12 protein-coding genes and 2 pseudogenes are annotated in these 14,075 nt (G+C 72.3%); 4 read left to right on the forward strand and 10 right to left on the reverse strand.

What is annotated here, in order from left to right:
* Positions 1–10 precede the first annotated feature (10 nt).
* The 3 genes from ABZ862_RS17325 (at position 11) to ABZ862_RS17335 (ending at position 1,668) form a co-directional block, all read left to right on the forward strand.
* A complete protein-coding gene (locus ABZ862_RS17325; protein WP_033321188.1) occupies positions 11–424 on the forward strand; it encodes a roadblock/LC7 domain-containing protein in 414 nt (137 codons plus the stop codon).
* Between the two features lie 97 nt (positions 425–521).
* Positions 522–1,106 carry a DUF742 domain-containing protein gene (locus ABZ862_RS17330; protein ID WP_360958618.1) on the forward strand — a complete coding sequence of 195 codons (585 nt, stop codon included), beginning with the start codon at positions 522–524 and terminating at the stop codon, positions 1,104–1,106.
* Positions 1,087–1,668, forward strand: a complete 582-nt coding sequence (locus ABZ862_RS17335; protein ID WP_356469703.1) for an ATP/GTP-binding protein — start codon at positions 1,087–1,089, stop codon at positions 1,666–1,668. Before ABZ862_RS17330 ends, ABZ862_RS17335 begins: the two co-directional genes overlap by 20 nt.
* 155 nt (positions 1,669–1,823) lie before the next feature.
* Here the strand turns inward: ABZ862_RS17335 and ABZ862_RS17340 are convergent, their stop codons facing one another.
* Together ABZ862_RS17340 and ABZ862_RS17345 are read right to left on the reverse strand one after the other, a co-directional pair.
* Positions 1,824–2,033, reverse strand: a complete 210-nt coding sequence (locus ABZ862_RS17340) for an acyl-CoA carboxylase subunit epsilon (RefSeq protein WP_360958622.1) — start codon at positions 2,031–2,033, stop codon at positions 1,824–1,826.
* Positions 2,034–2,105: 72 nt separating this feature from the next.
* Positions 2,106–3,701 carry an acyl-CoA carboxylase subunit beta gene (locus ABZ862_RS17345; RefSeq protein WP_360958625.1) on the reverse strand — a complete coding sequence of 532 codons (1,596 nt, stop codon included), beginning with the start codon at positions 3,699–3,701 and terminating at the stop codon, positions 2,106–2,108.
* 420 nt (positions 3,702–4,121) lie between these two features.
* Between ABZ862_RS17345 and ABZ862_RS17350 the strand changes: the two genes are divergently transcribed.
* A complete protein-coding gene (locus ABZ862_RS17350) occupies positions 4,122–4,727 on the forward strand; it encodes a YceI family protein (RefSeq protein WP_360958628.1) in 606 nt (201 codons plus the stop codon).
* A gap of 106 nt (positions 4,728–4,833) precedes the next feature.
* Here ABZ862_RS17350 and ABZ862_RS17355 read toward each other — a convergent pair whose 3' ends face one another.
* The 8 genes and pseudogenes from ABZ862_RS17355 to ureA all read right to left on the reverse strand — a co-directional run bounded on the left by ABZ862_RS17355 (position 4,834) and on the right by ureA (position 14,056).
* The gene (locus tag ABZ862_RS17355) at positions 4,834–6,258 is read right to left on the reverse strand and encodes a hypothetical protein (protein WP_360958631.1); all 1,425 of its coding nucleotides are present in this window, start codon (positions 6,256–6,258) and stop codon (positions 4,834–4,836) included.
* 50 nt (positions 6,259–6,308) lie between these two features.
* Positions 6,309–7,240: pseudogene (locus tag ABZ862_RS17360) on the reverse strand (glycoside hydrolase family 3 N-terminal domain-containing protein); the annotation flags it as partial.
* Between the two features lie 29 nt (positions 7,241–7,269).
* Positions 7,270–7,863, reverse strand: a pseudogene (locus tag ABZ862_RS17365) (YdcF family protein); the annotation flags it as partial.
* Between the two features lie 140 nt (positions 7,864–8,003).
* Positions 8,004–9,608: a citramalate synthase gene (gene cimA / locus ABZ862_RS17370; protein ID WP_360958634.1), complete on the reverse strand. Its 1,605-nt coding sequence runs from the start codon at positions 9,606–9,608 to the stop codon at positions 8,004–8,006.
* A 284-nt stretch (positions 9,609–9,892) separates the two neighbouring features.
* A complete protein-coding gene (locus ABZ862_RS17375; RefSeq protein WP_360958637.1) occupies positions 9,893–10,525 on the reverse strand; it encodes a TetR/AcrR family transcriptional regulator in 633 nt (210 codons plus the stop codon).
* Positions 10,526–10,541: 16 nt separating this feature from the next.
* Positions 10,542–11,624, reverse strand: a complete 1,083-nt coding sequence (locus tag ABZ862_RS17380; protein WP_360958640.1) for an agmatine deiminase family protein — start codon at positions 11,622–11,624, stop codon at positions 10,542–10,544.
* A 12-nt stretch (positions 11,625–11,636) separates the two neighbouring features.
* Positions 11,637–13,370: an urease subunit alpha gene (locus tag ABZ862_RS17385; RefSeq protein WP_360958644.1), complete on the reverse strand. Its 1,734-nt coding sequence runs from the start codon at positions 13,368–13,370 to the stop codon at positions 11,637–11,639.
* Positions 13,343–14,056 carry an urease subunit gamma gene (ureA, locus tag ABZ862_RS17390; RefSeq protein ID WP_360958647.1) on the reverse strand — a complete coding sequence of 238 codons (714 nt, stop codon included), beginning with the start codon at positions 14,054–14,056 and terminating at the stop codon, positions 13,343–13,345. The genes ABZ862_RS17385 and ureA overlap by 28 nt, the downstream gene beginning before the upstream one ends.
* Positions 14,057–14,075: the final 19 nt, after the last annotated feature.

The following is a 14,075-nucleotide window of genomic DNA, read 5'->3' on the forward strand; positions in this document are numbered from 1 at the left end:
TGTGAGCCCGATGAGCCAGGCGGCACAGAACCTGAACTGGTTGATCACCAACTTCGTGGACAACACCCCGGGGGTGTCCCACACGGTGGTGGTCTCCGCCGACGGACTCCTTCTGGCGATGTCCGAGGGGTTCCCGCGCGACCGGGCCGACCAGCTGGCGGCCGTCGCCTCCGGCCTGACGTCGCTGACGGCAGGCGCCTCCCGGATCTTCGAGGGCGGCAGCGTGAACCAGACGGTGGTGGAGATGGAGCGGGGCTTCCTGTTCATCATGTCCATCTCCGACGGTTCCTCGCTCGCGGTCCTGGCCCACCCGGAGGCCGACATCGGTCTCGTCGGGTACGAGATGGCCCTTCTCGTGGACCGTGCCGGTACGGTCCTCACGCCGGATCTCCGTGCGGAGCTCCAGGGAAGCCTTCTCAACTAACAGACAGACGGTGCGTTTTGGCGTCCCGTGGCCGTAAGGTTTCGGGACGCGGCTTCCACGAGTACGGGCGCCAGGCACAGTCGGAGGAGGAGAGAAAGTGGCGACACCCCCAAACGGTTCATCTTCAGGAAACTGGTCCTACGGCCCCGCCCAGGGGCACGGCGACGGTTCCGAGAACCGCTACGGCTTCCCCTCCGCACCACGCCACCGGCAGCCGTACCCGTCGCAGGGCCCAGGCCCCTCGCCGTACGACCAGCCGTACGACCAGCCGTCCGCACCGCGCATCCAGCCGGTGCAGCCGCAGCGCCGCGGCCCCGAGCCGGCTCCCGCCGGTTCCGCGAACAACCCCCTGGTGCGTCCGTACGCCATGACCGGCGGCCGGACCCGCCCCAGGTACCAGCTCGCCATCGAGGCGCTGGTGCACACCACCGCGCAGCCGCACCAGATGCAGGGCCAGTTGCCCGAGCATCAGCGGATCTGCAACCTGTGCCGGGAGATCAAGTCGGTGGCCGAGATCTCGGCACTGCTGACCATCCCCCTCGGCGTCGCCAGGATCCTCGTCGCCGACCTGGCGGAGGCGGGCCTGGTCGCCATCCATCAGCCCGGCGGCGACGAGAACGCCGGCGGCCAGCCAGCCGTGACACTGCTCGAAAGGGTGCTCAGTGGACTTCGCAAGCTCTAGCGGCGGTCCTTCCCGCTCCACCACCTCCGCGAAAATCGTGGTGGCGGGCGGCTTCGGCGTGGGCAAGACCACGTTCGTCGGCGCCGTCTCGGAGATCAACCCGCTGCGCACCGAGGCCGTGATGACGTCCGCGTCGGCCGGCATCGACGACCTCACCCACACCGGGGACAAGACCACCACCACGGTGGCCATGGACTTCGGCCGTATCACCCTGGACCAGGACCTGATCCTGTACCTGTTCGGCACGCCCGGTCAGGACCGTTTCTGGTTCATGTGGGACGACCTGGTGCGCGGCGCGATCGGCGCGATCGTCCTCGTGGACACCCGGCGCCTGGCCGACTGCTTCCCGGCGGTCGACTACTTCGAGAACAGCGGCCTGCCGTTCGTCATCGCCCTCAACGGCTTCGACGGCAACCAGCCGTACCAGCCGGAGGAGGTCCGCGAGGCCCTGCAGATCGGCCCGGACGCCCCGATCATCACCACCGACGCCCGCCACCGGGCTGACGCCAAGTCGGCCCTGATCACCCTGGTGGAGCACGCGCTGATGGCCCGCCTGCGGTAGCCCGCGGCGGCTGCCCGGGGCGGGACGCCGGCTGCGGGTGCGTCGCGGCGGGTCGCGCACTTCCCCGCGCCCCTCGGGGTGCGGGGACCGTATACGTTGAAGGGCCCCCTCTCGTGTCGAGAGGGGGCCCTTCAACGGTTCGTGGGGGGAGGTGCCTAGCCGCGCCAGCTGTGCGGCGACCGGAAGCCGCCCTCACGCTCCAGGCGGCGCCAGCCGGCCTTCGGGCGTCGCCCGTGATGCCCCGCGCCGCCGGACTCGGCACCGGCGCCGGAACGGGCCGCCCGCGCCAGCAGCACCGCGGTGATCGCGGCGACCTCCTCGGGGTCCGCATGGCCCTTCTCGACGCGAATGTCAGACGTGTTCATAGATCTCAGTCTCCGTGAGGGAAGTTTCGGCGGCACAACCGGAGGGTTACCGCGCAGGGTCGCTGCGGTGGGTCACTGAGGCGGGTTGCCGTGCTTGCGGGAGGGCAGGTCGGCGTGCTTGCTCTGCAGCATCGCCAGGGACCTGATGAGGATCTCGCGGGTCTCGGCGGGATCGATGACGTCGTCGACGAGGCCGCGCTCGGCGGCGTAGTACGGGTGCATCAGCTCGGCCTTGTACTCCTTGACCATGCGCGCCCGCATCGCCTCGGGGTCCTCGGCCGCGGCGATCTGCCGCCGGAAGATGACGTTCGCGGCGCCCTCGGCACCCATGACGGCGATCTCGTTCGTCGGCCAGGCGTACGTCAGGTCGGCTCCGATGGACTGGCTGTCCATGACGATGTAGGCACCGCCGTAGGCCTTGCGCAGGATCAGCGAGATCCGCGGCACGGTCGCGTTGCAGTACGCGTACAGCAGCTTGGCGCCGTGCCGGATGATGCCGCCGTGCTCCTGGCCGACGCCGGGCAGGAAGCCGGGGACGTCCAGGAAGGTGACGATCGGGATGTTGAACGCGTCGCACATCTGGACGAACCGCGCGGCCTTCTCCGACGCCTCGATGTCGAGGACACCGGCGAGGCTCTGCGGCTGGTTGGCGACGATGCCGACGACCTGGCCGTCGAGGCGGGCCAGCGCGCAGATGATGTTCCGCGCCCAGCGCTCGTGGACCTCCAGGTAGTCGCCGTCGTCGACGATCTCCTCGATGACCTTGGCCATGTCGTACGGCCGGTTGCCGTCCGCCGGGACCAGGTCGAGCAGTACGTCGCCGCGCCGGTCGGCCGGGTCGCTCGCCTCCGCGCGGGGCGGGTTCTCCCGGTTGTTCTGCGGCAGCAGCGAGAGGAGGTACCGCACCTCGGCGATGCAGGTCTCCTCGTCGTCGTAGGCGAAGTGGCACACACCGGAGGTCTCGGCGTGCACGTCGGCGCCGCCGAGCCCGTTCTGCGTGATCTCCTCGCCGGTGACCGCCTTGACGACGTCCGGGCCGGTGATGAACATCTGCGAGGTCTCACGGACCATGAAGACGAAGTCGGTGAGGGCGGGCGAGTACGCCGCGCCGCCCGCGCACGGGCCGAGCATCACGCTGATCTGCGGGATGACGCCGGACGCCTTGGTGTTGCGCTGGAAGATGCCGCCGTACCCGGCGAGCGCGGAGACACCCTCCTGGATCCGGGCACCGGCACCGTCGTTCAGCGACACCAGCGGGGCCCCGGCCGCGATGGCCATGTCCATGATCTTGTGGATCTTCGTCGCGTGCGCCTCACCGAGCGCACCGCCGAAGATCCGGAAGTCGTGGGCGTACACGAAGACCGTACGGCCCTCCACCGTGCCCCAGCCGGTGATCACACCGTCCGTGTACGGCTTCTTGGCCTCCAGGCCGAACCCGGTCGCCCGGTGCCGCCGCAACTGCTCGACCTCCCGGAAGGAGCCCGGGTCCAGGAGCAGCTCGATGCGCTCCCGCGCGGTCAGCTTGCCCTTGGCGTGCTGCGCCTCGGTCGCCTTCTCGCTCGGCCCCGCAAGGGCCTGCGCACGGATCTCGTGCAGCTCGGCGACCCGTCCGCGCGCGTCCGTCGGCTCGCCGGCCGGCTCACCCGTCGTCTCTTCCAAAACGGTCATGTAGCGACCTTACGAAGCACCGCCAGGTGTGCGGGACGTTCACTTCGTACAGTCTCGGACGCGTTTTCCTGGTACCACCGGACAGAACCTTGCCGGGGCACAGGCTTTCCGACTGTTCACAGGGCATCCCCGTTGTAGGGGTCGCACAAAGTCCGGACCTGAGACCCGGCTCACATCCCGTGCCGGAGCCTAGCCCACCCGGGTGAGTCACTCTCCGTCCACCCGCTCGACGCGCCGAGCCGCCCCGGCGGCACTACGCTCACGCCCGCGGAGAGTGTGACACAGGAGACACTTCCCGATGATGTTGAATATTGAACGGAATAGGTCTACGGTCGGAGACGTTGAAGCTCATTGAAGGTTCAACAAAATGCGTTCTCCCCTTCCTCTTCCGCACCTCCACACCCGCATCAGGAGCATTCCATGGGCATCTTCGGCAGCAAGAAGGACGACCAGGCCACCACCGGTGCCGCCGCCGTGAACCCCGACCTGGCCGCGCTGACCGGCGAGTACACGCTGGACCCGGCCCACACCACGATCGGGTTCGTGGCCCGGCACGCCATGGTCACCAACGTCAAGGGCCAGTTCCGCGACTTCACCGGCACCCTGCACCTGGACGGCTCGGACCCGGCCGCGTCGACGGCCGTGATCGACGTCACGATGGACAGCATCGACACCGGCAACGCGGACCGCGACGGCCACCTCAAGTCGGCGGACTTCTTCAAGACCGACGAGTTCCCGGCCATGACGTTCCGCTCCACCAAGGCCGAGGCCCTCGGCGGCGACGACTACCGCATCACCGGTGACCTCTCCATCCTCGGTGTCACCAAGCCGCTCACCATCGACCTCGAGTTCAACGGCGCCGCCAAGGACCCCTTCGGCAACGAGCGCGTGGGGTTCGAGGGCAAGGCGGAGATCGTGCGCTCCGACTGGGGCCTGACCTGGAACGCCGCGCTGGAGACGGGCGGCTTCCTGGTCTCGGACAAGATCAAGCTGAACTTCGACATCTCGGCGATCAAGAGCGCCTGACCCCGGCTCCGGCCCGGCACGCCGGGCATCCGGTACGAGCGCGCCCGCCCTCGCAGACCCGGCTCCCGGGTCCGCGGGGCGGGCGCTCGTCTGCCTCCGCGGGGTTTCAGAACCCCCCGCCGAAGTCACCGCCGCCCCCGCCGAAGTCCCCTCCCCCGCCGTCTCCGAAGCCGCCGCCGAAGTCCCCGAAGTCCCCCGTGTCGAAGTCCGCGCCGGACACGTCCCCGCCCTCGTACCCCGCGGCGCCGAAGTCCCCGTACCCGCTGCCGTAGCCGGCGGCGTAGCCGGGATTGGCCATCATGCCGCCGAGCAGGGTGCCCACGAGCAGGCCGGGCAGCAGGCCGCCGCCGAAGTAGCCGCCCGCCCAGGGACCGTAGGCCGGGCCCGCGTCCCAGTAAGGGCGGCGGCCGGCGGCGGTGTCCACCTCGCGTGCCATCGGCTCGCGGCCGTCGGCGAGCCGAGCGCCGTCGGCGGCGCAGACCGGCACCCGGCGGGCGGTGCCGCCGGGCGGGGTCCACTCGGCGTCGGCGACCGAGGGGCCGTGCCGGGGGTCGAAGAAGCACGGCGGGCGGCGCTCGGGAAGCGGCTGACCGCTGCGCCGGGCGGCGAGCTGGGCGAGCGAGAAGCGGCCGTTCTCCAGGGCCTGGGTGACGGCCCGCACGTCCTCGGGCCTGGCCGCCTGCGCCATGTACTGCTTCGCCTGCTCGTAGGCGTCGAGGCCGCGCTCGTAGTCCGCGCGCATCGCGTCGTCGGCTCCCGCCTCCGCGGGGTGGAAGTCCAGCCGGTCCAGTTCCTCGCCGAACGCGGTGATGTCCTCGTCCACCACCACCCGGAGCTGCTCCAGCGCGGCCCGCTGCTCCTGCTGTCTGCGCTGCCGGTTGCGCCGTACCAGGACGTACGCTCCCGCGCCGCCGGCCACCACGACCGCGCCCGCCGTGATCAGCGCCGTGGCCGAGGGGCCGCCGCCACCGGTGCCGCCCCAGGAGGCCGGGGCGGAGCCGCCCATGTCGGCCAGCGCGCGGTCGGTGAAATCGCCGAGCTGGGCGGCGGCGGGCTCGCCCTGGACGCTGGTGACCAGGTTGCGGACGGCGGTGCGCGGCAGCACGGAGGAGTCGGCGCGGGCGTCGAAGCGGTCACCGAGGCGGATCGCGTACAGACCGGTGACGCCGGTGGCGGTGCGCAGGTCGGTGAAGAGCTTCGCGGTGGGGTAACCGGCGGGGAGGACGACGAGGAAGAGCGGCTTGTCGGCGCTCCTGATCCGCCGGACGAGCGCGTCGCCCTCGGCCGCGGAGAGCTGCCCGACGGCGGCCGGGTCGATGTAGAGGGGACTCGCCCGCAGCGCCCGGCCGATCTCCGAGACGGACGCGGCCGCCACAGGGTCGGCCACGGCGCGTGCGGCCACGGCAGGCGTGTCCGCGGCGGCGGCGGGCCGCTGCGCCGGCGCCGCGAGGACCGCGAGGACGGCCAGGGCGGTGAGCGCGAGGGCCGGCAGCAGTCTGGGGAGGCTCCGGACACGGACCACGGCCTTCATGGTTCGAAACTACCCGAAGCCTCCCGGAACGGTCAGTTCACGGGTGGTGCTCAGGCCTTCCCGTACGCCTCCCGCAGCTTTTGCAGGGCGGCACCGTAGCGCCCGGTCAGCAGCAGATGGTCGGCGTCGGCGAAGGGCCCCGCGAGCGCCGCGGTGATGTGCTGCCCCGCCTTCCGCTGGACGATCGGCTCGGCCTTGCGCACCAGTTCCCGCCCGGTGCGGTCGGCGCCCCTGTGCTCCGCCGCCGCGGCCTGGCGGGCGAGGGTGCGGAGGGTGGCCGCGCCGCCGGACGGGACCTCGGTGAGGGTGGTCAGGCCCCAGCCGTACGGGAACTGCGGGTCGTACGTCGCGTCACCGACGTTGATCGGCAGCTGGGCCTCGGACCTCGGCCAGGTCACCGGGAGCTGCCCGGTGAAGGGCCGCCTGCCGTAGAGGACGTCGGCGACGCCGTCGCCCTCGGTGCCGGGCAGCCAGGACGCCACCAGCGCGTCGATCTCGCCGAACCGGTCGCCGATCAGCCGGGGCCGCCCCGAGACGATCAGCACCGCGCACCTCATCGCGGCGCACACCGTGTCGACGGCGGCCTTGTCGGCGGCGGACAGCCGGAGGTCGTGGCCGTTGCCGACGTCGCAGCCGCCGGTGGGGGCGGAGGCGTCCTCGGAGTACGTGACCGTGCCGCCGCCGACGAAGTGCCCGGCGGTGGCGAGCACCTTGTCTCTCCGGCTCAAGTCACCTCCGTTCACGCGTCCCTGGAGGCCCTGGACGACGGTCGCCATGGACTCGACGAGCGCCGGTTCCTCGCCGAAGGACTCGTACGACCGTCCCCACCGCTCGTCCCGGCTCACGCGCGGGCATGGCGCGAAGTCCCACGGCACGCCGGTGCCCCGCTCCTCACTCCGGCCGTCACATCGCCTGGCTTCCGGGTGAGTCGGGGATCGCGGGTGGCCCCGATGCCGACGTCGTGCGGCATGATCGTGGCGCCGAGGCGGCAGCGGCTGCCCGCCGGGGGACTCTCCGCTCGCCCGGTGTGAGACAGCGGAGTGTCCTCAAGCCGTACAGGGCCAGCAGCGGTTTGACGAGCGTCCACTCGCCGGGACGGTAGTCGTCCGCGCGCACCAGTCTCCCGGCGAGATCCGGGCGTTGCCGCCGTAAGTAGGCGCGGGCCTTGAGCGCGTGAGCCGGCTGGGAGACGATCTTGATGCGGTCGGCGTCCTCCAGCAGCGGGATCACGTTCGTGACGTTCTCCCAGGTCGTCGTGGAGCGATCCTCGATGAGCACGGGGCCGTCGAACCCGAGCACCGACTTCGCGTAGTCGGCCATCACCCGGGCTTCCGCGGCGCCGCCGCCGGGCGCACCGCCGCTGAAGATCAAGCGGGTGGCCTGCGCGCTGTCGGCGGAGGCGGAGCGGATACCGGCGCGGACACGCCACCGGTTGACGAAGTTCGCCGTCACCTCGGAGTTCCGGTAGCCCAGTACGACCACGACCTCGGTCCCGGCAGCGCCCGTGGCGTTCCCCACGAGAGCGCGGGACCAGCGCCAGTTCAGCCACTCGCCCCACGCCAGGGCCGCAGCCCCGGCTATGACCGGCCCTGTCCTCCACCGCATGCGGCGACCCTACGGCACCCCGGCACCGGGCCGAGGTGAACGGTGGAGTCGGGGTGGTCTGTGGCCGCCGGTGAGGGCGGGTCAGGTCCCCCCGTGCCCCGGCCACGGACCGTCCGGGCGTGGCCGGGGCGGGTGCGGGGTCATTCCGCCGGTTCCACTCCCGCGCGCAGGAGGCCGTAGGCGTAGGCGTCCTCCAGGGCCTGCCAGGAGGCGGCGATGACGTTCTCGGCCACGCCCACCGTGGACCATTCGCCGGCGCCGTCCGAGGTGGCGATCAGGACCCGGGTGGTGGAGCTGGTGCCGTGCTTGCCCTCCAGGATGCGGACCTTGTAGTCCACCAGTTCCAGCTTCGCCAGCTGGGGGTAGATCCTCTCCAGGGCCACCCGCAGGGCGCGGTCCAGGGCGTTGACCGGGCCGTTGCCCTCGGCCGTGGCGACGATGCGCTCGCTCTTCGCCCACAGTTTCACCGTGGCCTCGTTGGCGTGGGTGCCGTCGGGGCGGTCCTCGACGATCGCCCGCCAGGACTCGACCCTGAAGTACGTGAGCGGCCTGCCCTCGAGCTCCGCCCTCAGCAGGAGTTCGAAGCTCGCGTCCGCCGCCTCGTAGGTGTAGCCCTTCAGCTCGCGTTCCTTGACGCGTTCGACCACCCGGCCGACCAGCTCGCGGTCGCCGCCCAGGTCGACGCCCAGTTCCCTGCCCTTGAGCTCGATGGACGCGCGGCCCGCCATGTCCGACACCAGCATCCGCATGGTGTTGCCGACCCGCTCGGGGTCGATGTGCTGGTAGAGGTCCGGGTCGACCTTGATCGCGGAGGCGTGCAGGCCCGCCTTGTGGGCGAAGGCCGAGACGCCGACGTAGGGCTGGTGGGTGGACGGGGTGAGGTTGACGACCTCGGCGACGGCGTGGGAGATGCGGGTCATCTCGCGCAGCCGGCCGTCGGGGAGGACCTTCTTGCCGTACTTCAGTTCCAGGGCCGCGACGACCGGGAACAGGTTGGCGTTGCCGACCCGTTCGCCGTAGCCGTTGGCCGTGCACTGCACGTGGGTCGCGCCCGCGTCGACCGCGGCGAGGGTGTTGGCGACGGCGCAGCCGGTGTCGTCCTGGGCGTGGATGCCGAGCCGGGCGCCGGTGTCGGCCAGCACCGTCGAGACGACCGCGTTGACCTGCGCCGGGAGCATGCCGCCGTTGGTGTCGCACAGGATCACCACGGCCGCGCCCGCCTCCGAGGCGGTCCGTACGACGGACTTGGCGTACTCGGGGTTCGCCCGGTAGCCGTCGAAGAAGTGCTCGCAGTCGACGAAGACGCGGCGGCCCTGCGCGACGAGGTGGGAGACGGTGTCCCGCACCATCTCCAGGTTCTCCTCCAGCGTGGTGCGCAGCGCCAGCTCCACATGCCGGTCGTGGGACTTCGCGACCAGGGTGATCACCGGCGCCCCGGACTCCAGCAGCGCCCTGACCTGCGGGTCGTCCGCGGCCTTGGCTCCGGCGCGGCGGGTCGCGCCGAAGGCGACCAGCTGGGCGTGCCGGAAGTCGATCTCTTCCCGGGCGCGGGCGAAGAACTCCGTGTCCCGCGGGTTGGCGCCGGGCCAGCCGCCCTCGATGAAGCCCACGCCGAAGTCGTCCAGGTGCCGTGCGATGGCGAGCTTGTCCGCGACGGTGAGGTTGATGCCCTCCCGCTGGGCGCCGTCGCGCAGGGTGGTGTCGAAGACGTGGAACGAATCGTCGAGCTCGCTGGGTGCGGTCATGGTGTCAAGGCTCCTGTTTGGTTCTCGGTCGTACCGGAAGAACCGGCTCCACCGTCCCCCCATGGTCCCTCGCGCTCTCGTTCCCGGTTGTGGATGGGCCAGGAAAACGAAAAACCTCTCGCGGGTGCGAGAGGTCTGCGCGCGGGTCGAGGACGACGGTGGCCGCCCGTACCTGGTCGTACTGGGGCGGTCACTGCGGACCGGCGCGCCTGCTGCCAATAATCATGGCCAACGAGAGCACGGGGGCAGTCTGGCACAGGCTCCTGGCCACGTTCACAGCCGTCTCAGGATGCGGTCGGTCGGACGGTGCCGGCGGGCGCCGCTCCGCCCAGCGTCCCGTCCAGGAACTCCGACACATGGGTCAGGACGCCTCGGCGGTCCGTGCCGCGCAGGCCCACGGCCACGTTGACGGAGAAGCCGTCGAGCAGGGCGCGCAGGCGGGTGGCGAAGCGGTCGGGGTCGACGGGGCGGAACTCGCCCCGGGAGACGCCCTCGGCGAGCAGCGCCGTCAGGTCGCGGTGCCAGGCGGCCTCGATGGCCGCCTGGCGGGCGCGGGCGTCGTCACCGGCGTGCTGCGAGCGGTTCCAGACCTCCAGCCACAGTGTCCAGTGCGGGTCGCGGTGGCCGGCGGGCGTGTACAGGCCGATGTACGCGTCGAGGCGGGCGCGGGCCGGCGCCGGGGCGCTGAGGAGACGCGCGCGTTCGGCGCCGAGGCGGTCCTCGCTCCACTCCAGGGTGCGCAGCAGGAGTTCGTCCTTGGAGCGGAAGTAGTAGAGGAGGTGGCCGCTGCTCATGCCGACCTCACGGCCGAGCGCCGCCATGGTGAGCTTCTCCAGACCGCGCTCGGCGATCATGCTCATGGCGGCGGCGAGGACGTCCTCGCGGGGCGGGGCCTGTCTGCGCCCAGCACCGGCCATGGGTCCCTCCTCGTGATCAGATCCTGGGCTGCTGCTGTGTGATGCAGTGGATGCCGCCCCCGCCGGAGAAGATCGTACGGGCGTCGACCGGTACGACCGTCCGCCCGGGGAAGAGACGGCGGAAGATCCCGGCGGCCGTGTCGTCCCGCGGGTCGTCGAAGGCGCACAGGATCACGGCGCCGTTGCAGAGGTAGTGGTTGATGTAGGACCAGTCGGCCCAGCGGCCGTCCGCCTCCAGGACGGTGGGGGCCGGGACCTCGACCACCTCCAGGGGGCGGCCCCGCGCGTCCGTCGACGCGCGCAGGATGCCCGCCGCTTCCCCGGTGACCTCGTGGTCGGGGTGTGCGGGGTCCGGCTGGTGATGGACCACGACGACGCCGGGGCGGGCGAACGCCGCGACGATGTCGACGTGGCCGAGGGTGCCGTAGCCGCCGGGGGCCGTGCCCGGCGGGGCGGACGGGGACGGCGGGGCGGGGTAGTCGCCGGTGAGGCCCCTCGGGAGCCAGATCGCCTTGCTGGTGCCGAGCTTGGCGTGGATCTCGGCCTCGGCCCGCTCCCTCGTCCAGCCCGGGTTGCGCTCCGGGCCCAGCTGCACCGTCTCCGTGAGGAGGACGGTGCCCTCGCCGTCGACGTGGATCGCGCCGCCCTCGTTGACCAGCTCCGAGGCGTACGTCGTCGCGCCCGCGAGGTCGGCGACGTGTCCGGCGATCTTCGCGTCGTGCTCCCAGCGGGCCCAGTGCTGGGCGCCCCAGCCGTTGAACGTCCAGTCGACGGCGGCGAGTCCGCCGTTGCCGTCCACCAGGAAGGTGGGGCCGGTGTCCCGCAGCCACGCGTCGTCGAGGTCGCGTTCGACGAGGTCGGTGCCCGGACCGAGCAGCGCGCTCGCCCCGGCCGACTGCCCCTGGCCGCACACCATCGTCACCGGTTCGAACCGGCCTATGGTGCGGGCGACTTCGGCCCAGGCGCGGCGGGCGGCGGCGAGGTCGTCCGGGTCGTCGAAGGTGGGGTTCGGGCCCGGCCACGCCATCCAGGTGCGTTCGTGCGGGGTCCATTCGGCGGGCATGCGGTAGCCGTCTGCGGCAGGGGACTCGGTCGGCATGGCGGGTGATCCCTAGAGGAAGTAGAGGCGGTTGAGGGACACGGAGTCCGCGGGGCGGGAGCGCAGCGGCTCCCCGTCGAGGGTGACCAGGCCGGTGCGCTGGTCCACGTCGACCGTGCCGGTACGGGAGTTGAGGCGCAGGTCGGCCGGGCCGATGCCGCGGGTGCCGCGGACGGCGACCCTGCGGCGCCGGGTGGGGAGGCGGTCGTCGCCCAGGTCCAGGGCGGCCCGGGCGACGAAGGCCACGGAGAGGTCGGCCGGTGCGGCGCCGTGCGCCCCGAACTGGGGTCCCAGGACGAGGGGTTCGCAGGTGTCGGTGGCCGCGTTCGGATCGCCGGTGACGCCGTACGCGGGGAAGCCCGCCTTCAGGACCAGCTGCGGCTTGGCACCGAAGTACTCGGGCCGCCACAGCACGATGTCCGCGAGCTTGCCGGGCTCCAGGGAGCCGACCTCGTGCGCGAGGCCGTGGGCGATGGCCGGGTTGACGGTCAGCTTGGCGAGGTAGCGCAGGACGCGGGCGTTGTCGTGGTCCCCGTCACGGCCGTCGTCCGGGTCGCCGCCGGTGCCGCGTTCGGCCTTCATCTTCCCGGCCAGGGCGAACGTACGGCGCACGGTCTCGCCCGCCCGGCCCATGCCCTGCGCGTCGGAGGAGGTGATGCCGATGGCGCCCAGGTCGTGGAGCACGTCCTCGGCTCCCATGGTCCCGGCGCGGATGCGGTCGCGGGCCAGGGCGGCGTCACCGGGCAGGTCGGTCTTCAGGCCGTGCACGGCGACGATCATCCGGTAGTGCTCGGCGACCGCGTCCCGGCCGAAGGGCAGCGTGGGGTTGGTGGAGGAGCCGATGACGTGGGCGACCCCGGCCATTTTCAGGACGTTCGGGACGTGGCCGCCGCCGCAGCCCTCGATGTGGAAGGCGTGCACGGTACGGCCGTCGAGCACGGCCAGGGTGTCCTCGACGGCCAGGCACTCGTTCAGCCCGTCGCTGTGCAGTGCGACCTGGACGTCGTGTTCCTCGGCGACCCGCAACGCCGTGTCCAGCGCGCGGGTGTGGGCGCCCATGTCCTCGTGCACCTTGAACCCGCTCGCCCCGCCCTCCGCCAGCGCCTCCACCAGCGGCGCCGGTGAGGACGACGAACCCCGGGCCAGGAAGCCGATGTTGACGGGCCAGGCGTCGAAGGCGCCGAACGCGTGCCGCAGCGCCCACGGCGAGTTGACGCCGACGCCCCACACCGGCCCGAACTCCTGGCCGATGATCGTGGTCACGCCGGAGGCCAGGGATGCCTCCATGACGCGCGGGGACAGCAGATGGACGTGTGTGTCGACGGCGCCCGCGGTGGCGATGAGCCCCTCGCCGGACACGATGGTGGTGCCGGTGCCGACCACGACGTCCACGCCGTCGAGGGTGTCGGGGTTCCCGGCCCGCCCGACGGCGTGGATACGCCCCTCGCGGACGCCGATGGACACCTTCCGGACGCCCAGCACCGCGTCGATCACGACGACGTTGCTGATCACGAGGTCGCAGGTGTCGCGGACGGCGGCGGCCTTGAGGTGGAGCCCGTCGCGGGCGGTCTTGCCGAACCCGGCGAGGAACTCGTCGCCGGGCCGCTGCGCGTCGGACTCCACGCGGATCACCAGTCCGGAGTCGCCGAGCCGGACCCGGTCCCCGGCGCGGGGGCCGTGCACGGCGGCGTACTCGTACGGGTCCACCGGGCGCGCCTTCACCGGCCCGCCCCCAGGTACCCGCACGCCGCGGCCCTCCGCAGCGCCTCCTCCCTGGCCCCCGGCGCGTCCAGCGGCCCGTCGACCAGCCCGGCGAACCCGATGGCGACCCGGGCACCGCCGACCGGGACCAGGCCGACCTCGGCGCTCTCCCCCGGCCCGAACCGCACCGACGATCCGGCGGGCACCGCGAGCCGCATCCCGTAGGCGGCGGCGCGGTCGAAGTCGAGCCGCGGGTTGGCCTCGAAGAAGTGGAAGTGCGAGGTGACGGACACCGGGACGGCGGCCGTGTTGGTGACGCGCAGCCGGACCACCGCGGCCGGCTCCTCGTGCGCGGGGCCCGGCAGCAGGGCACCCGGCGCGCCGTCGCCGAGGCTGCCGGTGCCGTCACCGTCGCCGGTGCCGCCGGTGCCGCCGATCGGGTCGGTGACGACCGCGAGCCGGGAGCCGTCGTCGAAGACCGCCTCGACCTGTACCTCGGTGACGATGTCGGCGACGCCGGGCAGCACGTCGCCGGGGCCGAGCACGGCGCGGGCCCGCTCGATCGCCTCGGCGAGCCGGGCACCGTCCCGGGCGGCCTCGCACACCGTGTCGGCGACGAGCGCGGTCGCCTCGGGCACGTTGAGCCGCAGGCCGCGCGCCTTGCGGGCCCGGGCCAGTTCGGCGGCCGAGAACAGCAGCAGCCGGTCCCGTTCGGTGGGGGTGAGTCGCACGCGCCGGTGCCTCCTCGCC

This window comes from Streptomyces sp. NPDC047000, assembly GCF_040644295.1.
Lineage (GTDB): Bacteria > Actinomycetota > Actinomycetes > Streptomycetales > Streptomycetaceae > Streptomyces.